The sequence below is a fragment of the Agrobacterium albertimagni AOL15 genome (genome assembly GCF_000300855.1).
GTDB classification, from domain to species: domain Bacteria; phylum Pseudomonadota; class Alphaproteobacteria; order Rhizobiales; family Rhizobiaceae; genus Allorhizobium; species Allorhizobium albertimagni.
In genome coordinates this window covers 232513-256257 of sequence record NZ_ALJF01000008.1, presented here as the reverse complement: position 1 = coordinate 256257, position 23745 = coordinate 232513, and the positions used below count along the sequence as shown (strand labels likewise).

Here is a 23745-nt window from a genome sequence, read left to right as displayed (position 1 = left end):
AAAATGGGGGTCAGCGTGACGACGGGTTCGAATAACCAGGTCTTCGGAAAGCGCCGGGAACAGCACATCATCATTCTGGCGAGCGGTGATCGCATCCGCCACATGACGATCCGTCCGTGGATGGTGGCGCTCACCGTCTGCTTTCTCGGCACCATGGCGATCGGTTATCTCGGCGCCACGACCTACCTCGTTCTGCGCGACAACCTGATCGGTGCCACCATGGCGCGCCAGGCGCGCATGCAGCATGAATATGAAGACCGGATCGCAGCACTCCGCGCCCAGGTCGACCGCGTCACCTCGCGCCAGCTGCTCGACCAGCAGGTGGTCGAGGAAAAGGTCGAGAAACTTCTCGAGCAGCAGATGGCTCTGACCTCCCGCCACGGCCGGATCGACGCGCTGCTGCAGACCGGCAATGCGTCGGACGCCTTGCCCACCGATGGTCCACTGCCCGCCGAAAAGCCTGTTGTCGACAGCAAGGATCGGGCTTCTCTCTCGACCGGCACGCAAGCCTTCGCCGCCTTGCTCGGGGAAACAGCACTACAACCGAAATCCGCAGTCCCGCACCGGCCGGCACTCGCCCTCGGCTACGTGCCGATGACCGGCGAAAATGTCGCAGACCGTGCCGACCGCCTCTTCTCGCACATGACCTTGTCGCTGAAAGAGATCGAGGCAGAACAGCTGCAGCGCATCGACGAACTGGCGAGCGGCGCATCCCAGACCGCCGACGAAATTGCCGCGATCCTCCGGCGCCAGGGCGTGCCGATCGACGAGCAAGCCGCACTGCCAACCATCGACGCTGTGGGCGGTCCTTATCTCGCACCACAGTCGGACCGGGACTTCAACGCCTCGCTGAACGCTCTGGATGTTGCGCTCACCCGGCTGGAGACGGTCCGTGACACGGCCAAGCGCCTGCCCTTCGCCAACCCCGCCCCTGGCCGGGAAATCACCAGCCGATTCGGCAACCGCCCGGATCCCTTTTTCGGCGGGCTTGCCATGCATGCCGGCATCGACTTCCGCGCACCGACAGGCACGGAAATTCGCTCCACCGGCGTTGGCAAGGTCGTGACGGCAAGCTTTTCGGGCGGCTATGGAAACATGGTCGAAATCGATCACGGCCTCGGCCTCACCACCCGCTATGGCCACATGTCCCGCATCCTGGTGAGCGAAGGCGACACGGTCGAAACCGGGCAGATCCTAGGGCTCTCAGGCTCGACGGGACGATCGACAGGACCCCACCTCCATTACGAGGTCCGGCGCAATGGCGACGCCGTCGATCCCATGCGCTTCCTCAATGCCGGAATGAAGCTGACGCCGCTGATCAACTGACGGCAGAGCGACGATTCGAAGCAGCTTTTTCGTCAATGTGGCTCTGGTTTGTTGATGACCTTGACGTTGCAAGCCAATTAATCGTGATCATTAAGCCTTTGTAGGGGTAAATCCGCCCGTTTCCTTGACTTTCCGGCAGTTTCCTTCTATTCGCCGCAACCATTGGCGCCCGATCAGACGGGCTATTGAGCGATGTTCGCGAGAACAGGAACGGAAACTACTTCCCTTTGACCACTTTTGCTGACCTTGGCCTGAGCCAAAAAGTCCTTTCTGCCGTCACCGATGCCGGCTACACCATTCCGACCCCGATCCAGGCAGGCGCAATTCCGCCGGCCCTGCAGCGGCGGGACATTCTCGGCATTGCACAGACAGGCACCGGCAAGACGGCTGGCTTCGTGCTCCCGATGTTGACGCTGCTCGAAAAGGGCCGCGCCCGGGCTCGCATGCCGCGCACCCTCATTCTCGAGCCGACGCGCGAATTGGCAGCCCAAGTTGCCGAAAACTTCGAGAAGTACGGACGGAATCACAAGCTGAACGTGGCGCTGCTGATCGGTGGCGTGTCCTTCGATGAGCAGGACCGCAAGCTCGAACGTGGTGCCGACGTCCTGATCTGCACGCCGGGCCGCCTGCTCGACCATTGCGAGCGCGGCAAGCTCTTGATGACCGGCGTCGAGATCCTCGTCATCGACGAAGCCGACCGCATGCTCGACATGGGCTTCATCCCGGATATCGAGCGCATCGCCAAGATGATCCCGTTCACGCGCCAGACCCTATTCTTCTCGGCGACCATGCCGCCGGAAATTCAGAAGCTGGCCGATCAGTTCCTGCAGAATCCCGAGCGCATCGAAGTCGCCCCGCCGTCGTCGACGGCAAAGACGGTGACCCAGCGCCTCGTCGCCTGCCATAACAAGGATTACGAAAAGCGTTCGACGCTGCGTGATCTGATACGCGCCCAGGACGATCTGAAGAACGCGATTATCTTCTGCAACCGTAAGAAGGATGTCGCCGACCTCTTCCGTTCGCTTGATCGCCACGGCTTCTCCGTCGGCGCGCTGCATGGCGACATGGATCAGCGCTCGCGGACGACCATGCTGGCGAATTTCAAGGCGAATGCCATCACGCTGCTCGTCGCCTCTGACGTCGCAGCCCGCGGCCTCGACATCCCCGATGTCAGCCACGTCTTCAACTTCGACGTTCCGATTCACGCCGAAGACTATGTTCACCGCATCGGACGTACCGGCCGTGCCGGTCGCTCGGGTGCTGCCTTCACTCTGGTGACGCGCAGCGACACCAAGTTCCTCGATGCCATCGAAAAGCTGATCGATCAGAAGATCGAATGGCTTGATGGCGACCTGTCGGCCCTTCCGGCGCCGGCGGAAAGCCACGACGAAAGCCGTGGAAAACGCGGTCGCGACAAGGGTCGCGAGCGGCGCGGTGGTCATAAATCCGATACGCGCAGCGAGTACGTAAAGCCCGTCGAGGCAAGCGTCGAACCAGTCAAAGCGGCAGAGGAAGTTCAGGTGATGGAAGCGATCAAGGTGGAGCCGGTGGCGACAGAACGCAAAACGGACAAGCGCCGCGATCAGAACCCGCGCAACAACCGCAACAATCCTTACCCTGCAAACGACGACAATCGTGATCGCCGTCGCAACCGCCATCACGACCATGACGACGGCCCGACGCCAGTCGGCTTTGGCGACGACATCCCCGCCTTCATGCTGATCGTCGCTGCCGCCAAGGCCTGATCCCTGTGGGGCAGCCCGGTATCGATTTCCCCGGTCTCGGGGTTGGTCTTGCCATCCTTCGGGATGGCAAACTGCTTTTGTGCAGGCGCATGAAGGCACCGGAGGCCGGCCACTGGAACATCGTCGGTGGCAAGGTCGACCATATGGAGCCGGCAGAGATCGCCGCGCGCCGTGAGGCAGAGGAAGAAACGGGGCTCTCGATCGGTCCGATCCGCTATCTCGGCATCACCGAACAGTTGATCGAGGCGGACCGTCAGCACTGGATTTCGCTGCTTTACATCACCGACGACACATCCGGCGATCCGCAACTGACCGAACCGGACAAGCTATCGGAAATCGGCTGGTTTGATCTGGATGACCCGCCGCAGCCGCTTTCCGTTTTCACCCAGACGGTTCTGACCTATCTGCGCTGAGCGGACTCACGCTCGCTAACCCGTATCGCGGCATCGAGCGCGATCCGCGCCCATTTCGCCATCATGTCGGGGTCGTCGAGCGCTTCGTCGGGGATCGTCCAATAGGGCATGGCGACAGGCTTGCCGCTCCGGCCCTCATAGCTCCAGCGCTTCGCGCCGGCTTCTTCGAGCAAGGGTGCACTCTCGTCGTCACCCTTCAGCATCAGTTCGCCGCGCAGTTCGAGTGCAAAGATGATGCCACGCGCATAGATGCCCTTGCCGCCGAACATCCTCCGGATGGACACCGGCCCGACCGCCTCGAACATCTCCTCGATCGCTGCATTGTCCATGGTCAGCCCTTCAAGATCCCGCCGGCCGCCAGAATAGCCTCGGGCGTATCGACATCAAGACGAGCAGCCGGGCCGATTTCGACATCGATGACGGCAAGGCCCGCGCTTTCGATCACTGGGCGGGCTCCGATATCACCTTCCAGTGCCTTCAAGGCCTCGAAGGTTGCTGCGGGCAAAATGACGGGATTGCCGCGCTGGCCATCGGAGACGGCGCGCACGATCGCCTTGCCGCCGGACTTGGCATAGGCACGGGTAAGTGCTGCGATATCAGCACTGGAGACGTTGGGCATGTCGGCAAGGAGCACCATCATGCCGGGCAAGCCCTTGGCCTCGACGGCAGCAAGGCCAGCCTTCAGCGATGTCGCCATGCCGGAGGCAAATTCTGTGTTCTCGGTAACCTCCGCGGCAAGGCCCGATAGCGCAGCAGTAACTTCGTCGCTCCGGTGCCCGGTGATGACGGTAACGGGACCAACACCGGCCTCGATCGCCTGACGTACCGAACGTCTTACCAATGGTTCGCCCTCGAATTCGGCAAGCAGCTTGTGGCGACCACCCTCGCCCATCCGGCTTGCCCGACCGGCGGCAAGCACCACGAGGCCAAGGGCCGCCGGATCGACATCCTTCGTAGCGCTCTGGCGCGGCAGCGGACGGCTCGGGATTTCCATCAGGAGACCACCGACGCCCCAGCCGGTCATCTCGACACGATCGGGCGTATGACCGGCGAGAATGCCGTTCAGAACCCAGTCGAAACCGTTTTCCTTCGGCGAGCGGGCGCAGCCCGGCGCGCCGATGACGGGTACACCCTCCACATGCCCCAGCACCAGCAGATTGCCCGGGTCCACGGGCAGCCCGACCTGATCGACCACGCCGCCGGCAAGCCGGATGGCAGAGGGTATGACATCATCGGCATCGGCCACGGCCGAAGCACCGAAGACGATAATGAGCGGCGGACCGTCTTCGGCGGCTCGGTCTTTAAGCGAGGCGCGGATGGCGTCCGCCACGGCGTCCGCCCGATGCGGGACGCGCTGTTCCGATGCGAGCCGGCTCCCCGAGGGCGAAAGCCGGGCTTCGAGCACGCGGGCCGTCTTGTCCAGGACGGACGGCTTCAGGGACGGCAGCTCGGTGGCGACAAGATGTACCCGGTGGGGCCGATAGGGCGTGACCTCGAAGGCGATGCCCTCCTGCAGGATGGCCAAGGCTTCTGAAACACATGCACCGGCCACGGCCAGCGGAATGATCTTGACGGTCGCGACGAGATCGCCGGCCCTAACGTCCCGCCGATCGGCGAGACAGGCGAGCGTAATCGCGGGATCGACGGCGTTGAAGCGGTCGACCAAGGTCTTGTTCGCACGAAAGAGACCATTCGCCGAAGCATAGAAATTGACCCGCCCGGTCGAGGCCGGACTTCGGATGAGCCCACGACGATCAATCGCGGCGCTCAACCGGTCGGCCGCTTCATCTTCCATCAGGTCGCCGGGTTCCAGGCGGCAGACAATGACGGTGGTTACCTCCTCTGCCTGCAAGCGGGCGAGATCGTCTGCCTGAAGCCGGTGTCCCTTGGACAGCTTGCCGGAGGCGAGTGGCTGGGAATGGGCGAGGATCGCATCACGAGCTTCGGATGTCGGGATTGGCCCAAACTTCACGATCTGTCCTCTCGGGCGCCGCGAAGAGCCCCAAGACTGCGCCGGCGCAGCGACTGGATGATATCGGCGAGGATCGCGACCGCGATTTCAGCCGGCGTGGCAGCCCCTATATCGAGGCCGATCGGGGCGTGAATGCGCGAGATGGTCTCGGGGTCGATACCGGCGGCGGTCAACCGCTCGACCCGCTTCGCATGCGTCTTGCGCGAGCCGAGCGCGCCGACATAGAAGCAGCCGGCATGGAGGGCCGCGATGAGGCCGGGATCGTCGATCTTCGGATCATGGGTCACGGCAACCATGGCCGAATAGCGATCAAGCGGCATCGTGGCGAAGACCTCGTCCGGCCATTCCGCACGCAGATCGATGCCGGCGAAGCGCTCGGGCGTTGCAAAGGCCGTGCGCGGGTCGATGATGGTCACCGCAAAGCCGCATAGTGCTGCCATGGGCGCCAGTGCCTGGCTGATATGCACGGCACCGACGACCAAGATCCGGGGCGGTGGCAAATGGACGTTGAGAAACAGGCTCTTGCCCCCGAGATCAACGATTCCCGATTTGCCAGACAGAAGCCGCGCGCGGATTTCGTCGCCGAGTGGATCCGCAGCAACCTGATCCTCGGTCACCAGATGCGAAGTGCCGGCAGCCAGGTCACTCACCAGCACGGCGCCGAGACGGTCGCGTTTCGCGGCGTTCAGAGCCTTGAGCGTCGAAATATCCATCAGCCGAGCCTCTCGACCTGCACGCGGATGCGGCCGCCGCAGGAGAGGCCGACCCGCCAGGCGGTTTCGTCGGCCACGCCGAATTCCAGCATTTTCGCCGTACCGCTCTCGATCACGTCGAGCGCCTCGGAGATGACAGCCCCCTCGACGCAGCCACCGGAGACCGAGCCCTCGAAATTGCCCTCGCCGTCGATGACGAGATGGCTGCCGACCGGGCGCGGCGCCGAGCCCCAGGTCTCGATCACAGTCGCGATCGCGACGGATCGGCCCTCGGCGAACCAGCTTTCGGCAATATCGAGCGGATCGCGCAAAGTGGCATCGGTGGTCATGGCTGGCTCCTGTCTGAAGCGAGGTAACGCCTCGGATCGCAGTTCCGATCCGCCGCACCGGACAAAGATTGCACGAGATCCGACAGCGCTTCCAGATTGTGAACAGACCTGAGTTCATCCACATGCGGCAGCATGGCCCGCACGCCGCGCGCGCGCGCCTCGAAACCGGCAAAGCGCAGCAGTGGATTGAGCCAGACGAGGCGTCTGCAGGAGCGATGCAGCCGGTCCGTCTCACGGGCAAGCATATCGACCTCGTCTCGCTCCAGTCCGTCGGTGATCAGCAGCACGACGGCACCCTGCCCCAGCACGCGACGGCCCCAGTGCCGGTTGAAGAGCCTCAGCGTCTCGCCGATCCGCGTACCGCCCGACCAGTCGGCAACGGCGTCTGTGCATTGCGCGATCGCCTCGTCCGGATCGCGGTGACGGAGTTGCCGCGTCACATTGGTAAGCCGCGTCCCGAAGAGGAAGGTATGCACCCGGCGGCGACGTTCGGTCAGAACATGCAGGAAATGCAGGAAGATCCGCGTGTACTGGCTCATCGAACCGGAAATGTCGGCAAGGATGACGAGCGGCGGGGGCTGAAAGCGACGCGCGCGAAACTTCGGCAGCATCAGGTCGCCGCCTGTTCGCAGCGACTGGCGCATGCTGGCGCGCTGATCTATGAGGCGCCCGCGCGGAGAAAGCCGATAACGGCGCGTTTGAACGAGATCAAGCGGCATAGCCAAACGCACGATCGCGCACCGTGCCTCCTTCAACTCTCTTGCCGTCATCTGCCCGAAATCAAGCCGACGAAACACCTCCTGGCCAGAAACCGTGAGCCGGGCATCGACCTCGACATCCGGCTCGTCGCGAGGCTTCGGCTCGCGTTTTCTGTCGGCAAACAGCGCATCGCTGACCCGAGCACCACCTGCCTTAGGCTTCTGACGTTCCCCGATCGCCGCCACCGGCGACATCAGCTGGATCATCTTGCTGACGAGATCGCGCGAGCGCCAGAAGATCGAAAAGGCCTCGTCGAAGACAGGCTGGTCTTCATGCCGCTTGACGAAGATGGCGGACAGCGCCGCGTGGAACTCGACGCGCGAGCCGATGCCGATTGCGTCGATAGCCTCGATAGCGTCGATCACGGCACCGGGCCCGGGCTTGAGATCCGCCTTGCGCAGAACCCGGGCGAAATGCACGATATTGTCCGCCAGCCGCCCATCGCCCTGCACCGGCGGCGGCACCAGGATGCCGTCGTGTCCACTGGCAGGGTGCGGCCCGAAGCTCTCCATATCAGCCGGCCTTTGCCAGCAGCTCGGCCTTGACCTCGGAGAGCAGCTTCTGGCCCTCGCCACCCTGAATGCGGGCAATGTCCTCCTGATATTTCAGAAGCGTGCCCAGCGTGTCGGCAATCGTCTCGGGATCGAGCGCCAGGCGGTCGAGCTCGGTCAGTGCCGTCGCCCAGTCGATGGTCTCGGCAATGCCGGGATTCTTGAAGAGGTCGATGGTCCTCAGCTTCTGGACATAGGCGACGATCTGCCGGGAGAGCTGCTCGTTGCAGCCCTTCACCTTGCGGCGGATGATCGCCAGTTCGTCGGCAGCGGCCGGATAGTCGACCCAGTGATAGAGGCAACGGCGCTTTAGCGCATCATGCACCTCGCGGGTGCGATTCGACGTGACGATGACGATGGGCGGCTCGGCGGCCTTCACCGTGCCGAATTCGGGGATGGTCACCTGGAAATCCGAGAGGACTTCCAGCAGGAAAGCCTCGAAGGCCTCGTCTGTGCGGTCGAGTTCGTCGATCAGGAAGACCGGCGCGCGTCCCGGTTCGCCTTGCAACACCTGGAGAACGGGCCGGCGGATCAGATAGCGTTCGGAAAAGATATCGTGTTCGAGCCGGGTTCGATCCGATACACCCGACGCTTCGGCCATGCGGATTTCCAGCATCTGCGCCGGATAGTTCCACTCGTAGACGGCGGAGGCCACGTCAAGGCCTTCGTAACACTGCAAGCGGATCAGCGGGCGGTCGAGCGCCTTGGCCAGCACCTTGGCGACTTCGGTTTTGCCGACACCGGCTTCCCCTTCAAGGAAAAGCGGCCGCTTCATCTTCAGAGCCAAAAACAGCACCGTCGCGAGCGGTCGGCCCGCCAGATAATCCTCAGCCGAAAGCAGATCGATGATGCCATCGATCGTCTCCGGCAGCGCCTTTCCCGAGGTCTCTGCCATGTCTCCTCCCATGTTCGAGGGAAAGTCTATAGCGTGTGATAGCCCCGGTCCAGATAGATGAGAGACGGCTCACGCTCACCGAAATGCACCGCCTTCACCTCGCCGAAGAGCACCGTATGGGTATTCGTTACCTTGCGGTCGGTCACGACGCAGTCGAAGGCGACGATCGCCTCGACAAGCACCGGCGAGCCGGTCTCCATCACCTGCCATTCGGCCTGGGCGAAACGGTCTTCGGTCGAGAGTTTGCCGAAACCTGCAAAGGCATTCGCCAGATCCTGGTGATGGGCGCCCAGCGTATTCAAGGCGAAATGCCCACTCTCGAAAAGCACGGCATTGCTCGGATTGCTGTTGTTGAGGCAGGCAAGCACCATGGGCGGGCTGTCTGACACCGAGCAGGCGGCGGTGATGGTGACCCCGCGCCGGATGCCTTGATGCTCCGTCGTAACGATCTGCACATGCCCCGCATAACGGCTCATGGCCTCGCGATAGACGACCGGATCCAGAACTTGCATGCTCAAACTCGAAACTCCCCTCGGTATGCTCCCCGTCGATATCGGAATATGGGCCGCAGCCCTTACCTTTTCCACAATGGCATCACGATTTCGATGACGCGCCAATTTAGCGGGCGGAAAGCCAGCATTTCCAATTGCCTGCGCTTTCGGCTAGGATCGCGGCATGACCCAATCGCGCTTGCTCCCAACCTGGCTCTCGCTTCCACTGCTCCTGATTTCCGGCATGCCCGGAGCATCGGCAGCGGAGCTGAAACTTGCCGTGGTCGCCCCCACGACCGGTAGCTTCGCCGTGCTCGGCGATCAGGTGCGAAAGGGCGCGACGCTCGCCGCCGAGGGCCTGTCGATCAGCCTCGTCGAGATCGATGAACCCTGCACGGAAGGCAGCGGCCAGGCGGTCGCGGAAGCGATCACGTCGGCCGGGGCGACGGCAGCGGTCGGCTTTCTCTGCAGCGAAACCCTGAAGGAAGGACTGCCCGTACTGGCAGACGCTGATCTGCCTGCAGTGACGCTGTCGGTTCGCTGGACGGGATTGATGGAGGATGCGTTAAAGGCTGGCTGGCCGCTTTTCCGTCTCGCACCGAATGGCGATCAGGAATCCGCCAAGCTCTCCGAAGTCATCCTGCGCGATTGGCCAGGCGAACCGGTCGCTCTGCTGGAAGACGGCACGATCCGCGGCCGTGAACTGACAGAGGCCATCCGGATCACGCTCGAGGAGCGCGGCCTCAAGCCCGCCTTCGTCGACACCTTCCGGCCGGGACAGGAACAGCAACTGACGCTGATCCGACGGCTGAAGACGGCCGGCATCACCCACGCCTTCGTCGGTGGCGATCGCAACGATGTCTCGATCATCGCCCGGGATGCCAAAGCGGAGGGCTTGTCGCTGACGCTGCTCGGCGGTGAAGCCCTGCGGGCGGCAGACGAACCGGTCCCTCTGGAAGATGGCGTGCTTGCGGTCGGTCTCGTGGAGTCACCGCAAGGTCCATCGGCACCGGCGCTGATGGGCGAGTTCGAAGCCGCAGGCGTCTTTCCAGAAGCCTATGTTCTGCCGGCCCATGCGGCGGTCACCATGCTTGCGGATTCCTGGGGCATCTCGTCTGCCATGGGCACCCCCGTCACGGATGCCCTGATCGGCACGACCTTCGAGACGGCGATCGGTCCGATCACCTTCGGTGAGGATCACGAGCTGACCGAAAACCCCTATCGCTTGCTGCAATGGCAGGACAACGCCTTCGTGCCCGTGCCCGAACCATCGCAGTAACCGCGGTCAGTCGCGGTAGGGCCAGAAGGCCTGGCTGAACACGCCGCCATCCACCCAGATCGTCTGGCCGGTGACAAACGCCGATTGCGGACCGGCAAGGAAGAGGATCGGCCCTGCGATATCCTCCGGCGTGCCGACACGACGCAGAGGCGTCACATCGCCCCAGGTCTTGGCATAATCGGGTGCCTCGGCCTGGGTGCGTGCCGTCTCGATCGCACCGGGTGCCACACAATTGACGCGGATCTGATGTGGCCCGAGCTCGACGGCCGAAACCTTGGTTAGTTGTTCGATGCCACCCTTCGACGCGGTGTAGTCGACCAGTTTCGGGAAGGCGTGCTTGTTGCAGCCGGAGCCGAGATTGATGATCGAGCCGCCCTTGCCCGCCTCGACCATCCGGCGCGCCACGCGCTGGGTATTGAGAAAAGTGCCCTTGAGATTGGTGCTGATGACGGCGTCCCAACGCTCTTCGGAAAGTTCGAGCATGGAAGCCCAGGTCTGGATGCCGGCATTGTTGACGAGCACACCAGGCACCTGTCCCGCCCAGGCGATGACGTCGTCCAGAAACGCCTCGATGGCAGTGCTGTTGGCCACCTCGCATTCCCGCCCGATCGCGCGTCCCCCAAGGGCCGCCACTTCCTTCTCGACGTCGGCTGCCGCATCCGGCTGACCGAGATGGGTGAAGGCGACGTCATACCCTTCGCGCACGAAGGACGAGACCAGATGGCGGCCGATGCCGGAGCTTCCGCCGGTGATGATTGCGAACTTGGCCATGTTGTCCTCCCGGATGACTATGCTTTTGCCGAGGGATGCAGCGCCGGGCGGCAATCGTCAAGGCCAGCCCTGGCGATGATACGCGTCTCATCCGAAGGCATGGTTGCCGCTCAAGGGCACCGATGCTATGCGGACCGCCATCAACAGCTGATGCCCGCGCCTCTCGTTCGCGACGGCATCGATCGATCCCTGGCCCGCGAGGAGCTCCCGATGACCCGCCCTCTCCTGATCTCGCCTTCCATTCTGGCTGCCGACTTCTCCCGCCTCGGCGAGGAAGTCCGCGACGTCGTCGACGCTGGCGCCGAATGGGTGCATCTCGACGTGATGGACGGCCATTTCGTCCCGAACATCTCCTTCGGCCCCGCGATCATCAAGGCGCTGCGCCCCTGGACCAAGGCGGTCTTCGACTGCCATCTGATGATCGCGCCAGCCGATCCCTATCTCGGCGCCTTCGCCGATGCCGGCTGCGACATCATCACCGTGCACGCGGAAGCTGGTCCGCATTTGCACCGCTCGCTGCAGACCATCCGGGCGCTCGGCAAAAAGGCCGGCGTGTCCCTCAATCCGGCAACGCCGCTTTCGGTGCTCGAGCATGTGATGGATGATCTCGACCTGATCCTGATCATGAGCGTCAATCCGGGCTTCGGCGGCCAGAAGTATATTCCGGCGATGACCGACAAGATCGCCAAGGCCAAGGCCCTGATCGGCAACCGCCCGATCGACCTCGAAGTCGATGGCGGCGTCACCGCCGACAATGCCGCCGAAATCGCCAAGGCCGGTGCCAATGCGCTGGTCGCGGGCTCCGCGATCTTCAAGGGCAAGGGCGTTGACGACTACCGCAAGACGGTCGACACTCTGCGCAAGGCAGCCGAGGGAGGTCGGGCTTGAAACTGCAGCTATCCGCCATCGCGCTTGCGCTTCTGACGGCCTCCGCGGCCTACGCAGGAGACGTGGCGGAGATGCGGCCCCTGGGTTTTTCGCCTGATGGCAAGTTCTTCGCCTTCGAGCAGTTCGGCGAGCAGGATGGCTCCGGCTTCGCCTATGCCGAAATCCAGGTGATCGACACCGAAACGGACCAGTATGTTCCGGGCACGCCCGTGAGCGTTCTGATCAGGCGGGAAGAAGCTTCCATCGGCGAAGCGCGGCGTGAAAGCCTGAAGCAGGCAAAAGCCATCCTCGATGAACGGAAGATCGGCGACGATCCCGGATATCTGGTGGCCATGACACCGATCGGCGAGCTCGCGGGCAAAGTCGATGAACTACGCTATCAGGCTGTTCCGAGCTTCTACGTGTCGGAAGGGGTGTACCGCGTCAGCATCGAAGATTTCGAGGCCAAGGGTGAGGACCTCTGTGTCAACCTGAACGTCAATGTGCGTGGCTTCGCGCTCTCGATCGCCGATGATGCGAAACCCGAAGCCCGGCGCGAGGTCTACCGCGACAAGTCCATTCCGAAGAGCCGCAATTGCCCGAGCGCCTACGCCATCGGCGGTGTTGTCACACCCGGCTATCGCTCAAACGGGCCGCACATGATCATGGTTCAGATGGCCACCCTCGGCTTCGAGGGCAACAATTTGCGTTGGCTCGCCGTTCCGGTGAAGCCCTGATGCCGCGCAGCCCCCTGCCGTCGGTCCTGTTGTGGATGGGCGGTTCGCTTGCCTGGGGGCTGGCGATGGCGACAAGCTTTCAGCTATCCGTTCATCTCTTCGGACGCGCCACGAGCAGCCATGACCTGGCTTTGACCGCAATCTACGCGGCTGGCGGCATTATCGGCTGGCTCGCCGCCCTGCCCCTGATCCACAGGATCAGGAAACGCGGAGGGCCTGAGACCGCTCTTGCAGCATGGCTCTTGCTGCTCGGCATCGTCACCGTTGGGGCAATCGCCGGGATCTACGCCCTGCAATATCGAACCTTCTATGCCCATTGGCACGCACCATTCCTCTCGCGCATCTGGGTCTATCAGCAGATTTTCACCACCGCATCTGCCCTCTACCAGTTTGCCGTGCTCGGGATGCGTCACCTTATGCCGGCCGGATTGGCCATGCTTCTGGTGCTCAGCATGGTGATGGCCCGCCGCAGCCGTTGAGCTTGCCGCCCCACTTTGCTAAGGGGGGCCAGCATTTTCCCATGTCCAACGAAAGACGAGCCCGATGATCCCGCGTTACTCCCGGCCGGAAATGGTCGCCATCTGGTCCCCCGAAACCAAGTTCCGCATCTGGTTCGAGATCGAGGCCCATGCCTGCGACGCGCTCGCCGATCTCGGCGTGATCCCGCAGGAATCCGCCCGCACCATCTGGGAAAAGGGTGGTCCTGCCCAATTTGACGTCGCCCGCATCGACGAGATCGAGGCCGTCACCAAGCATGACGTCATCGCCTTCCTGACGCATCTCGCCGAGTTCATCGGCCCTGACTCGCGCTTCGTCCATCAGGGCATGACCTCGTCCGACGTTCTCGACACGACGCTCAACATCCAGCTGGTTCGCGCTGCCGACATTCTGATCGCCGACATGGACCGCGTTCTGGCAGCACTGAAGGCCCGCGCCTTCGAACACAAGGACACGGTCCGCATCGGTCGCAGCCACGGGATCCATGCCGAGCCGACGACCATGGGTCTGACCTTTGCCCGCTTTTATGCCGAAATGGCCCGCAACCGTGACCGTCTGGTCAATGCCCGTGCGGAAGTGGCAACCGGCGCGATCTCCGGCGCCGTCGGCACGTTTGCCAATATCGACCCGCGCGTCGAAGAGCACGTCTGCGCAAAGCTCGGTCTCGCACCGGAGCCGATCTCGACCCAGGTCATCCCGCGCGACCGTCACGCGATGTTCTTTGCCACCCTCGGCGTCATCGCGTCCTCGATCGAAAACGTCGCGATCGAAATCCGCCACATGCAGCGCACCGAAGTGCTGGAAGCGGAGGAATTCTTCTCGCCGGGCCAGAAAGGCTCGTCGGCCATGCCGCACAAGCGCAACCCGGTTCTGACCGAAAACCTTACCGGCCTTGCCCGCCTCGTGCGCATGTCGGTGGTCCCGGCCATGGAAAACGTCGCCCTCTGGCACGAGCGCGACATCAGCCATTCGAGCGTCGAACGCGCGATCGGCCCCGACACCACGATCACTCTCGACTTTGCCCTCAATCGTCTGGCCGGCGTCATCGAGAAGCTCGTGATCTACCCCGAGAACATGTTGAAGAACATGAACAAGTTTAAGGGCCTGGTCATGAGCCAGCGCGTGCTTCTGGCGCTCACGCAGGCCGGCGTCTCGCGCGAGGACAGCTATCGCCTCGTCCAGCGCAACGCGATGAAGGTGTGGGAAAAGGGTGCCGACTTCCTGGAAGAGCTACTCGGCGACGAAGAGGTTCGCGCCGCCCTTTCGGAAGAAGACATCCGCGAAAAGTTCGACCTCGGTTACCATACCAAGCATGTCGACACGATCTTTGCCCGCGTCTTCGGCTGATACCCGGCGAACGGACATGGGACATAACGAGACGGGCGCGGAGACATTCGCGCCCGTTTTGATTCGAGGGAAGTGAAGCATGCCGAGCCTATCAAGCCTTCTGCTGTTGGCGATCGCTGCTCTGGCCATCTTCGGCCTCTTGCTCCTCGATGGAAGCGGTTACGACTGGATGGCCGAACTCGACCCGGGCATCGATCCCTCAATGATCGAGACGGATGGCAGCCGCGCACTCGTCCGCAATCTTCTGCTTACCGCAGTGCTCGGGGCCTCGGCACTGATGGCGATCGGCGCGAAGACGAGAGGCGCACGAATGCTGCCCCTCGTCTTGTCTGTGCTGGCATTGGCCGCCTATGTCTTCAGCGCCGCCTGACGGCCACCAGAACTAGACCACCAGCCGGCGATAGAAGTGCCAGGTCGCATGGCCGAGCACCGGCACGATCACCACCAGCCCGACCATCAGCGTCGCCATCCCGATCGCCAGCAGCGCGGCCACCGTCAGCCCCCAGACGGCGACCGGCACCGGATTGGCAAGGCTTGCCCGGACCGAGGTCGAAACCGCGGAGGCTGCCCCGCAGTCGCGGTCGAGCAGCATCGGAAAGGCGACAATGCTGATGACGAGCGCGACCAGCGCAAGAACGAAGCCGAAGGCGTTGCTCCAGAACAGGAAGGCCAGGGCATTGGGATGGTCGAGAATTCCGCTCGCAAAGGCAAAGAGGCCCGGCGACGGATAGTCACCGATCAGCGAGAGATACAGCCCGCGCGACACGACCAACCAGACCATGAAGAGCGTCAACAGGTAGAGGCTCATCATCAAGAGAGCGGGCAAGGATGGCGACTTGAAGAGGTTGAGCACGTCGGACCAGTCGGCAGGCTGGCCGAGTTCGCGGCGACGGCTGATTTCCATGAGCCCAAGCGCCAGAAGCGGGCCGACAAGCGCAAAGCCGGCCAGGAGCGGATAGATCATCGGCAGCAGTTCGACGCCGGCGCTCCAGCCGGTCATGATTGCGCCGGCAATCGGATAAATCAGCGCGACGAAGGCATAGTGGGAAGGCTTTTCGCGAAAATCCTCATAACCTTCGCGCAAGGCTGCGAAGACGTCGGACACGGCGATCTGCCGTACCGCAGGCCTGACAATCGTGCCGGTGGCACCGGTCATCACATGAAATGTCGACATTCTCACTTCCTCCTCGAGCAACAGGGTCTGTAAGCTGCAAAGTGAAATGCGGGCGGCGTCGGGCCGGATCGGTCGCAACAACGCGCCGTCAACAGGGCCGCCGCATGCCTAAGGAACATGCGACACGCTTTGTCCTGAGCTAATTAGTGTATCAGCTAACATTTGTCATGTCGTGCGCAAGTTACGCACGAAGCCGTGAAAGCCCCGGCAGATCGGCAGTGCCGCTGCCGGGGCTGGACCGTCAACGGCAGATATAGCGGCCCTCGCCTTCGGCGGAGGGATCGTCCGCGGCACGCGTCACGGCGGGATAGGGGCAATAAAGGAAGCGCGTCCCGCCGAGCGTGGCCGCTTCCGCATTGTCTTGCGTGATCCCTGCCGCAACGCCGGAGGGCGCCTTGCCCTGCTCCACCCAGTCGACGAGTGGCGTGAAGAAATCGAAGTCGTTGAAGCTCGGACCACTGGCCCCATGCGGCATTCCGGGGATGCGGTAGAGCTTCACGAAATCCGACGCCTTGCCATCATGGTTGGCATCGAGCTTCTTGTACCAGTCAACCGTATCGACGACCGAGAAGACCGGATCGGAATTGCCGTGGAAGACGAGCATCTTGTTGCCCGCCTCCCGGAAGGCATCGAGCCGCGGATCATCGGCACCGGGCGGCACCATGAAGTCCATGGCCGACTCGGTAAAGGTGTCGTCGGTGGCTGCAATCTTCGCACCGTCGCGCACAACGTCGAAGTCGCGCAGGAAGGCGATCAGCTCGTCCGGCGTGCCACCCACTTCCGTTGGCGGTGTCGTGAAGACCTGGGCCAGCGACGCTGCCCCCATCACCCCGATGATCGGCCTGTTACCCCAGGGTTCGATCGGGCTTTCGAGCTTCCAGGTGCGCCAGTTACCAGAGGCAATGCCGGTATCGAAGATCCAGTTCGTATAGAGCGCCCTGCCCTTGGCGTCTTTGGGACCGGCGACGGATGTCTTGAGCGCCTCGATCTGTTCCGGACGAAGGCAGCCGGTGTTTGCCCCGCTCTCGCAGGCAAGGGTCTCGATCTTGAAAGTCGCTTCGCAAGCGTCGGCATCCGCAACCATGCCGTCCGAGACACCATCGAGGCTGTCGCAGGCGGCCAGAACGCCATCCGCCACCAGCTTCAGGTCATCCCGACTGAACGCCTTTGCAATGTCGGCATCGACCTTCGACCAGGCCTGGATATCGAGCGCATGCTGGATCGCCGCCTTCGGCAGATTAAAACCGGGATAGCCGACCAGCAATCCGTCGAAGACCTCGGGCATACGCTCCGCCGCCATCATGCCGTGCCGGCCGCCATTGGAGCTGCCAATCCCGTAGCGATAGGCGATCGGCTTGCCGTAGTGTGTCTCGACGATCTGTTCGGCGAGCGGCTGCAGGGTCGCAACGGCGCCGTAGCCATAGTCACGGCGCGCCTGTGGATCAAAGCCGAAGGCCGCACCGCCAGCCAGCCCTCGGTCTGGATTGGTATTGCCGTCATGGCCGGCATCGCTCGAAACAACGGCGTAGCCGCGTCCCAGTGCCGTGTCACTCTTGCGACCACCGAGAAGCGGACCGAGCGCCGGCACGACCGCGCCGTCATTTCCGCCGTTGAACTGATGGACGAAACGCTCGTTCCATTCGACCGGCAACCGCAACTCGAAGCGGATCGTATAGGTCTTCCCATCGATCCCCTGCCTGTCGGGCGTTTTGCCCCTGACCAGGCAATGAGCGACGGAAACCTCGTCGCCCGGCGGCGTCTCAACAGCCTCGGTGATCGTCACATCGGATGGTTGGTTCTCTGACTTGGCGAGGTCGGCGCAAGCGATGGCCGCCTTCGCGGCAGACGGATCAAGGCCGAGCAGCAGCAGTGCCGCCGCCGTCAAATGGACGTGCTTCATGAAATTCCTCCCGGTAACGGCCCTGATCGATCTCCTCCCGATCCGGGCACGACGCGATCTTAACATCGACGCCAAACTCGAACTAGTATGTGTTGCGTATTATTTTTTTACGATCCTGCAGGCTGCCCCAATCTTGACGAGGACCATGCGGGACAGCAGATAGGGGCCATGAAAGTTTCAGATGCAGAAATCCTGATCGTTCCCGGCTATACCAATTCCGGCCCCGACCACTGGCAAACCCGGTGGGAGGGCAAGCTGTCGACGGCGCGGCGCGTGGAACAGGCAGAATGGTCGAAGCCCGTGCGCGATGACTGGGTCGCCCGCGTTGCCGAAGAGGTCAACGCGGCCACCAAGCCGGTCGTGCTCGTCGGTCATTCGCTCGGCGTCCCCGCGATCGTGCACGCCATCCCGGAGATGAAGAAAAAGGTCGCCGGCGCCTTTCTGGTCGCCCCACCCGATGTCTCCAATCCCGAGATCCGGCCGAAGCATCTGATGACCTTCGGCCCCTATCCGCGCCTGACCCTGCCCTTTCCATCGCTCCTGATCGCGAGCCGGAATGACCCCTTCGGCAAATATGTCCATGCCGAGGACATCGCCAATGCCTGGGGTTCATTCCTCATCGACGCCGGCGAATCGGGTCACATCAACGCCGAATCCGGACACGGCCCCTGGCCGGAAGGCACAATGGTTTTCGCCCAGTTTCTCGGCCGTCTGCAGGGTTGAGCCGGGAGCAGTCGCCCACTTCGGATGAGCTGCAAACAACGCGTTAATCCCGGCATTGTGAGGGCTAATTTAAGTCCTTCTTAAGCGGGTACTCATAGACTCCGCGCAACCATGTGAAGTGAGGAGCCTGATTTTGCGCCCACAAGCGGCCTCTCCATCCACCCCCGGCGCGGGTGGCATCGACATCGCCTGCCTCCCCTGGCCGGCGGCGTGGCTCAATCCCGACGGCATCATCCGCACGATGAACAAGGCTTTGGGGGCGGCCCTTGGGGAGACTATTGTGCCCGGCGACAATTTGGCCGGCCACCTGCAGGGCGCCGACGCCGCCAAACTGGTGCTCGCCCTTGGTCGGTTGATGGACGGGGCTCCGTCGACACTGGAAATATCGACGCCGGGCAGTGACGCAAGGCATTTCGTCGTCACTCTGGCGGGCCATGCTACCGCAGGCTCTCTGGACGGTTCAGTCCTCCTCCAGATGACGGATGTGACATACCTTCGTCGCCAGTTGAATGACGTACAGGAGCGCGAAAGCCGCTGGAACCACGCGCTCGTCGGCTCGCTCTTGGGCGTCTGGGATCAACGCAGCTCGGGCGAACTCTATTACTCCGACGTCTGGCGCGAGATCCGGGGAATGGGACCGAACGACACCTTTCCACCGACCATGGAGGATTGGCTGGAACTCGTGCATCCTCAGGATCGCGAGCGCGTCTTACATTGCATCGAACGGCAGAATGCGGGCGACCCGGATTATAGCGTCTTCCAGTACAGGGAGCTTCACCGGGACGGACACTATGTCTGGATCGAGTGCCGAGGCGCCTGCGTGGAGCGCGACGAAGACGGCAAGCCCGCCCGCATCATCGGCACCGACACCGACATCAGCGCCCGCAAGCAGCAGGAAGAATGGCTGGAGGGCCTCTCTCGCCGTCTGAAGCTCGCCATCGACATTTCCGGGATCGGCATCTTCGAGACGGATTTCGACGCTGGCACGAGCGAATGGGACGAAGGGATGCGCCGCATCTTCGAGGTCGACAACGATTGTGAAGTGCAGATCGGCGGCTTCTGGGAGAGCAAACTGCATCCGGAAGACCGAGCCCGGACCCTGGCTTACGTTGCGACTAAAATCGCCGAACTGAAGCCCTTCACCGACAATTACCGGATCATCGCCCGGGACGGCAGCACGCGCTACATCCGTTCCAACAGCCTCCCCTTCATGGACCACGACGGCCGCCTGAAGATGATCGGCGTAAACTGGGACGTCACCGAGGATCAGCGCCTGCGACAGGAACTCGAGCAGCAGAAGATGCTGGCCGAAGCGCGCAACGCGGAACTCGAGCGGACCCGGCTCGAGGCCGAGCAGTCCGCCCTGCACGACTACCTCACGGGTTTGCCGAACCGGCGCTATCTGGAGGAAAAGCTCGAAGAATGGCGCGTCGGCAAGGGTACGCTCGGTTCCGGCATCGCGATCCTGCACATCGACCTCGACCGCTTCAAGCAGATCAACGATACGCTGGGCCACGGCGCCGGCGACGCCATGCTGACACTGGCGGCCCGCATCTTGCGCGACAACATCCGCGTCAGCGACTTTGCCGCGCGAATCGGCGGAGACGAGTTTGTCGTCCTGATCGACCACGATGGCGCAACCGCCACCCTTGCCGCCATCGCCAGCCGCATCATCGACCAGATGCGCCAGCCGGCCTGGTACAACGGCCAGGAATGTCGATTTGGGGCGAGCATTGGCATCGCCCATACGCTGGCCCGCGACATCGATCCGAAACAGTTGCTGCAGAATGCCGATATCGCCCTCTACAAGGCGAAAAATCTCGGTCGCAACCGGTTCGAATTTTACAAGCAGGCAAGCCGGACGTTGCTTGCCGACACCAACCGCCTGTCCAGCGAACTTCTGCGCGCCCTGGAGAACGACGAGATCTTCCCGCACTACCAGCTGCAGTTCGACGCGCGCACACGCGCCGTTGTCGGCGCGGAATGCCTCGCACGCTGGCGCCATCCGACGCGCGGCATCCTGGGGCCCGACAAGTTCCTTCCGATTGCCGAAGAGTATGGTGTCCTGGCCCAGATCGACGGCCTGATCCTCGAAAAGGCGCTTCGCGACCTCGAAGTCTGGCGCGAGGAAGGCATTGCGCCGCCGAAGATCTCCGTGAACGTCTCGGCCCGGCGCTTGACGGATCCGGAGCTCGCACGAGGCCTCGCCGATCTCCACATCAAGCCGGGCACGGTGTCATTCGAACTTCTGGAGAGCGTCTTCCTGGATCGTCAGGACGCAGCCGTCATGAGCAATCTCGACATGTTGCGACGTCTCGCGATCGACATCGAGATCGACGACTTCGGCACCGGCCATGCATCGATCGTTGGGCTTTTGAACCTCAAGCCGACCACCCTGAAGATCGATCGGCAGCTGATAGAGGACGTGCCCGACAGCCAGGAGCAGCGGATCCTGGTGAAATCGATCATCCAGATCGCGCGCTCGCTCGGGATCAAGGTGACGGCCGAGGGCGTGGAGACAGAAGAGCATGCCCGCATTCTCGCCCGGCTCGGCTGCGACGTCCTACAGGGTTACGGCCTTGCCCGCCCGGCCGGCTTCAGTGACGTTTCCGAACACCTCAGAAACAAAAAATCCGCCCAAGGCTGAGCCCGGGCGGATTGTCTTTCAGAACTCGATCGCTGGATTAGCTGTTCTGGATCTGCTCGATGGCCTGGCCGAGGAACTCGATCATTTTAGCGCGCAGCTCTTCGTCAGTGATCGACACGCCGCCGGCGGTCAGATCACCCATGACCTTGCGGATCACGTCCTCGTCGCCAGCCTCTTCGAAATCGGCAGCGATGACTTCCTTCGCATAGGCGTCCGGGTCAGCCTTACCGAGCAGGCCGGCTGCCCAGAGGCCAACCAGCTTGTTGCGGCGGGCTTCCGCCTTGAAGCGAAGCTCCTGGTCGTGTGCGAACTTGTTTTCGAAGGCCTTTTCGCGATCACTCATGCCGCTCATATCGATCTCCCGTTCTGTCCCGTCATAACGCGGTTTGGTTTCCCCATTAATCAAAAGGGAGTACAAAGTGCAATGCAAACTTCCGCGATTCCAACTGAGTCTCCGATGGCGCGACGTTTTGGCAGGAAGGGGTGATCTGCGCATTGTGAAAACCGAGGTTTTCCGTTAAGGGACCGCTTCAAAGACCGATCCACTGCATCCGCGCAACTGGCGCCGGGATGCCAACAATAGAGAAAACCACCCATGAACCGTCGCCGCCGCGTTTACGAGGGCAAGGCAAAGATCCTCTATGAAGGTCCCGAGCCCGGCACGCTGATCCAGTTCTTCAAGGATGATGCAACGGCATTCAACAAGAAGAAGCATGAAGTCATCGACGGGAAAGGGGTTCTGAACAACCGCATCTCCGAATACGTCTTCACGCATCTGAACAAGATCGGCATTCCGACCCATTTCATCCGCCGCATGAATATGCGCGAGCAACTGATCAAGGAAGTCGAGATCATTCCGCTCGAGATCGTCGTGCGCAATGTCGCAGCCGGCTCGCTCTCGACCCGCCTCGGCATCGAGGAAGGCATCGTTTTGCCGCGCTCGATCATCGAATTCTACTACAAGTCGGACACGCTCGGTGACCCGATGGTCTCTGAAGAGCACATCACCGCCTTCGGCTGGGCGAACCCTGCAGAACTCGACGACATCATGGCGCTTGCCATCCGTGTCAACGACTTCCTCTCCGGCCTCTTCCTCGGCATCGGCATCCAGCTCGTCGACTTCAAGATCGAATGCGGCCGCCTCTATGAAGGCGACATGATGCGCATCATCCTCGCCGACGAAATCTCTCCGGACAGCTGCCGTCTGTGGGACATCGAGACCCGCGAGAAGCTCGACAAGGACCGCTTCCGTCAGGACCTGGGCGGACTGCTCGAAGCCTATCAGGAAGTCGCCCGTCGTCTCGGCATCATGAATGAAAACGAACCGATCCGTGGCACAGGCCCGGTTCTCGTCAAGTAAGCTTTGGAGAAGAGATCAGTGATCAAGGCACGCGTCACCGTCACCCTGAAGAACGGCGTTCTTGACCCCCAGGGCAAGGCCATCGAAGGCGCCCTCGGCGCACTTGGCTTCGACGGCGTCGGCCAGGTGCGCCAGGGCAAGGTCTTCGACCTCGAAGTCGAAGGCACCGACAAGGCGAAGGCGGAAAGCGACCTCAAGGCCATGTGTGAAAAGCTCCTCGCCAACACGGTCATCGAGAAATATACTATCTCCATCGCCTGAGGGTTGTAGGAGATGCGCGATGGCTGAAGTCACCAGCGAATTGATGTTCGAGCTTCTGAAGAAGCTCCACCAGAAACTTGACAGGGTCGACTTCGCCATCAGCGAGTTGCGCGCGGATAATCAGACAATACGCGCGCAATTGCATGCACTGCAGGGTGACGTGAACAACCTGCGAGCAACCGTCGGACACTTCGAAAGCCGGTTAGACCGGATCGATAATCGTCTGGAACTGCGCGAGTTCCAGGAAGCCCAAGCAAGGTTCGAGCCACAGCCATGAAATCAGCCGTCGTCCAGCTCCCAGGCCTCAACCGTGACCGCGACATGATCGCGGCGCTCACCAAGATCTCCGGCCATGCGCCTGTCACGATCTGGCAGACGGAGACCGAGATCCCGGATGTCGACCTGATCGTCATCCCCGGCGGCTTCTCCTATGGCGACTACCTGCGCTGCGGCGCGATTGCCGCCCGCATGCCGGTCATGCAGGCGATCAAGGAAAAGGCCGAAAAGGGCGTCAAGGTCATCGGCGTCTGCAACGGCTTCCAGATCCTGGTCGAAGCCGGGATGCTGCCAGGCGCCCTGATGCGCAACACCTCGCTGAAATTCGTCTGCAAGGAAATCAAGCTCGAGGTCGTCAACGCCGATACCGACTTCACCCGCGCCTATGCCAAGGGCCAGATCATCCGCTGCCCGGTCGCTCACCACGACGGTAACTATTTCGCCGACGCCGAGACGCTGAAGACGATCGAAGGCAACGGCCAGATCGTCTTCCGCTATGCCGAGGGCACCAATCCGAACGGCTCGATGAACGACATCGCCGGCGTCGTCAACGGACGCGGCAACGTTCTCGGCATGATGCCGCATCCGGAAAATCTAATCGAAGCCGCGCATGGCGGCAATGACGGTCGCGGCATCTTCGCCTCCGCGCTGGACGTGATTGCTGCCTGAGGTAAGCTTCGCTTAAACACAGACCTTTAAGGGAAGGCGGCC

26 protein-coding genes are annotated in these 23745 nt (G+C 62.3%); 15 read left to right on the top strand and 11 right to left on the bottom strand.

Annotated elements, in window-relative coordinates; genetic code table 11:
- The first annotated feature begins 15 nt into the window (after nucleotides 1-15).
- The 3 genes from QWE_RS10860 to QWE_RS10850 all read left to right on the top strand — a co-directional run bounded on the left by QWE_RS10860 (nucleotide 16) and on the right by QWE_RS10850 (nucleotide 3484).
- Entirely contained in the window at nucleotides 16-1326 is a 1311-nt protein-coding gene (locus tag QWE_RS10860) for a M23 family metallopeptidase (RefSeq protein WP_040300009.1), read from the top strand.
- A gap of 227 nt (nucleotides 1327-1553) precedes the next feature.
- Nucleotides 1554-3071, top strand: coding sequence for a DEAD/DEAH box helicase (locus QWE_RS10855; RefSeq protein ID WP_006726165.1), 1518 nt, complete (start codon nucleotides 1554-1556; stop codon nucleotides 3069-3071).
- Between the two features lie 5 nt (nucleotides 3072-3076).
- Nucleotides 3077-3484, top strand: coding sequence for an NUDIX domain-containing protein (locus QWE_RS10850; protein WP_006726164.1), 408 nt, complete (start codon nucleotides 3077-3079; stop codon nucleotides 3482-3484).
- On the opposite strand, the gene QWE_RS10845 is transcribed toward QWE_RS10850, so the two are convergent.
- Genes QWE_RS10845 through QWE_RS10815 form a run of 7 tightly spaced genes read right to left on the bottom strand, consistent with a single transcriptional unit; the run spans nucleotide 3472 to nucleotide 9215 of the window.
- Nucleotides 3472-3813 carry a TfoX/Sxy family protein gene (locus tag QWE_RS10845; RefSeq protein ID WP_006726163.1) on the bottom strand — a complete coding sequence of 114 codons (342 nt, stop codon included), beginning with the start codon at nucleotides 3811-3813 and terminating at the stop codon, nucleotides 3472-3474. The two genes, QWE_RS10850 and QWE_RS10845, sit on opposite strands and share 13 nt — an antisense overlap.
- 2 nt (nucleotides 3814-3815) lie before the next feature.
- Nucleotides 3816-5456: an NTP transferase domain-containing protein gene (locus QWE_RS10840; RefSeq protein WP_006726162.1), complete on the bottom strand. Its 1641-nt coding sequence runs from the start codon at nucleotides 5454-5456 to the stop codon at nucleotides 3816-3818.
- Nucleotides 5453-6169 carry an XdhC family protein gene (locus tag QWE_RS10835; RefSeq protein ID WP_006726161.1) on the bottom strand — a complete coding sequence of 239 codons (717 nt, stop codon included), beginning with the start codon at nucleotides 6167-6169 and terminating at the stop codon, nucleotides 5453-5455. Before QWE_RS10835 ends, QWE_RS10840 begins: the two co-directional genes overlap by 4 nt.
- Nucleotides 6169-6498 carry an XdhC family protein gene (locus QWE_RS10830; RefSeq protein ID WP_006726160.1) on the bottom strand — a complete coding sequence of 110 codons (330 nt, stop codon included), beginning with the start codon at nucleotides 6496-6498 and terminating at the stop codon, nucleotides 6169-6171. The genes QWE_RS10835 and QWE_RS10830 overlap by 1 nt, the downstream gene beginning before the upstream one ends.
- Nucleotides 6495-7769: a vWA domain-containing protein gene (locus QWE_RS10825; RefSeq protein ID WP_006726159.1), complete on the bottom strand. Its 1275-nt coding sequence runs from the start codon at nucleotides 7767-7769 to the stop codon at nucleotides 6495-6497. Before QWE_RS10825 ends, QWE_RS10830 begins: the two co-directional genes overlap by 4 nt.
- A 1-nt stretch (nucleotide 7770) precedes the next feature.
- The gene (locus QWE_RS10820) at nucleotides 7771-8703 is read right to left on the bottom strand and encodes an AAA family ATPase (RefSeq protein WP_006726158.1); all 933 of its coding nucleotides are present in this window, start codon (nucleotides 8701-8703) and stop codon (nucleotides 7771-7773) included.
- 26 nt (nucleotides 8704-8729) lie between these two features.
- Entirely contained in the window at nucleotides 8730-9215 is a 486-nt protein-coding gene (locus QWE_RS10815) for a flavin reductase (RefSeq protein ID WP_006726157.1), read from the bottom strand.
- A 163-nt stretch (nucleotides 9216-9378) separates the two neighbouring features.
- Between QWE_RS10815 and QWE_RS10810 the strand changes: the two genes are divergently transcribed.
- Nucleotides 9379-10473, top strand: a complete 1095-nt coding sequence (locus tag QWE_RS10810) for a branched-chain amino acid ABC transporter substrate-binding protein (protein ID WP_006726156.1) — start codon at nucleotides 9379-9381, stop codon at nucleotides 10471-10473.
- A 6-nt stretch (nucleotides 10474-10479) separates the two neighbouring features.
- Here QWE_RS10810 and QWE_RS10805 read toward each other — a convergent pair whose 3' ends face one another.
- Nucleotides 10480-11244 (bottom strand): SDR family NAD(P)-dependent oxidoreductase, encoded by a 765-nt coding sequence (locus QWE_RS10805; protein WP_006726155.1) that lies wholly within the window; start codon nucleotides 11242-11244, stop codon nucleotides 10480-10482.
- Between the two features lie 210 nt (nucleotides 11245-11454).
- On the opposite strand from QWE_RS10805, the gene rpe reads away from it, so the two are divergent.
- The 5 genes from rpe to QWE_RS10780 all read left to right on the top strand — a co-directional run bounded on the left by rpe (nucleotide 11455) and on the right by QWE_RS10780 (nucleotide 15063).
- Nucleotides 11455-12132, top strand: coding sequence for a ribulose-phosphate 3-epimerase (gene rpe, locus QWE_RS10800; protein ID WP_006726154.1), 678 nt, complete (start codon nucleotides 11455-11457; stop codon nucleotides 12130-12132).
- Nucleotides 12129-12848 (top strand): DUF2259 domain-containing protein, encoded by a 720-nt coding sequence (locus tag QWE_RS10795; RefSeq protein ID WP_006726153.1) that lies wholly within the window; start codon nucleotides 12129-12131, stop codon nucleotides 12846-12848. Before rpe ends, QWE_RS10795 begins: the two co-directional genes overlap by 4 nt.
- Nucleotides 12848-13327, top strand: coding sequence for a hypothetical protein (locus tag QWE_RS10790; protein WP_006726152.1), 480 nt, complete (start codon nucleotides 12848-12850; stop codon nucleotides 13325-13327). Before QWE_RS10795 ends, QWE_RS10790 begins: the two co-directional genes overlap by 1 nt.
- A gap of 64 nt (nucleotides 13328-13391) precedes the next feature.
- Nucleotides 13392-14693, top strand: a complete 1302-nt coding sequence (purB, locus tag QWE_RS10785) for an adenylosuccinate lyase (protein ID WP_006726151.1) — start codon at nucleotides 13392-13394, stop codon at nucleotides 14691-14693.
- Between the two features lie 79 nt (nucleotides 14694-14772).
- Nucleotides 14773-15063: a hypothetical protein gene (locus QWE_RS10780; RefSeq protein ID WP_006726150.1), complete on the top strand. Its 291-nt coding sequence runs from the start codon at nucleotides 14773-14775 to the stop codon at nucleotides 15061-15063.
- A gap of 12 nt (nucleotides 15064-15075) precedes the next feature.
- Here QWE_RS10780 and QWE_RS10775 read toward each other — a convergent pair whose 3' ends face one another.
- A complete protein-coding gene (locus QWE_RS10775) occupies nucleotides 15076-15867 on the bottom strand; it encodes a DUF2189 domain-containing protein (RefSeq protein ID WP_006726149.1) in 792 nt (263 codons plus the stop codon).
- Nucleotides 15868-16108: 241 nt separating this feature from the next.
- Nucleotides 16109-17767, bottom strand: a complete 1659-nt coding sequence (locus tag QWE_RS10770) for a tannase/feruloyl esterase family alpha/beta hydrolase (protein ID WP_006726148.1) — start codon at nucleotides 17765-17767, stop codon at nucleotides 16109-16111.
- A 168-nt stretch (nucleotides 17768-17935) separates the two neighbouring features.
- Between QWE_RS10770 and QWE_RS10765 the strand changes: the two genes are divergently transcribed.
- Together QWE_RS10765 and QWE_RS10760 are read left to right on the top strand one after the other, a co-directional pair.
- Nucleotides 17936-18490, top strand: a complete 555-nt coding sequence (locus QWE_RS10765) for an RBBP9/YdeN family alpha/beta hydrolase (protein ID WP_006726147.1) — start codon at nucleotides 17936-17938, stop codon at nucleotides 18488-18490.
- Between the two features lie 133 nt (nucleotides 18491-18623).
- Nucleotides 18624-21137 carry a sensor domain-containing protein gene (locus QWE_RS10760; RefSeq protein WP_006726146.1) on the top strand — a complete coding sequence of 838 codons (2514 nt, stop codon included), beginning with the start codon at nucleotides 18624-18626 and terminating at the stop codon, nucleotides 21135-21137.
- A gap of 37 nt (nucleotides 21138-21174) precedes the next feature.
- On the opposite strand, the gene QWE_RS10755 is transcribed toward QWE_RS10760, so the two are convergent.
- Nucleotides 21175-21489, bottom strand: coding sequence for a DUF1476 domain-containing protein (locus QWE_RS10755; RefSeq protein WP_006726145.1), 315 nt, complete (start codon nucleotides 21487-21489; stop codon nucleotides 21175-21177).
- Between the two features lie 243 nt (nucleotides 21490-21732).
- Between QWE_RS10755 and purC the strand changes: the two genes are divergently transcribed.
- The 4 genes from purC to purQ are packed head-to-tail and all read left to right on the top strand — an operon-like array spanning nucleotide 21733 to nucleotide 23703.
- Nucleotides 21733-22497 (top strand): phosphoribosylaminoimidazolesuccinocarboxamide synthase, encoded by a 765-nt coding sequence (purC, locus tag QWE_RS10750; protein ID WP_006726144.1) that lies wholly within the window; start codon nucleotides 21733-21735, stop codon nucleotides 22495-22497.
- A gap of 18 nt (nucleotides 22498-22515) precedes the next feature.
- Nucleotides 22516-22758: a phosphoribosylformylglycinamidine synthase subunit PurS gene (gene purS, locus QWE_RS10745; protein ID WP_006726143.1), complete on the top strand. Its 243-nt coding sequence runs from the start codon at nucleotides 22516-22518 to the stop codon at nucleotides 22756-22758.
- 19 nt (nucleotides 22759-22777) lie between these two features.
- A complete protein-coding gene (locus QWE_RS10740; RefSeq protein ID WP_006726142.1) occupies nucleotides 22778-23035 on the top strand; it encodes a hypothetical protein in 258 nt (85 codons plus the stop codon).
- On the top strand, nucleotides 23032-23703 hold the full coding sequence (gene purQ, locus QWE_RS10735) for a phosphoribosylformylglycinamidine synthase subunit PurQ (RefSeq protein ID WP_006726141.1): 672 nt from the start codon (nucleotides 23032-23034) through the stop codon (nucleotides 23701-23703). Before QWE_RS10740 ends, purQ begins: the two co-directional genes overlap by 4 nt.
- The last annotated feature ends 42 nt before the right edge of the window (nucleotides 23704-23745 follow it).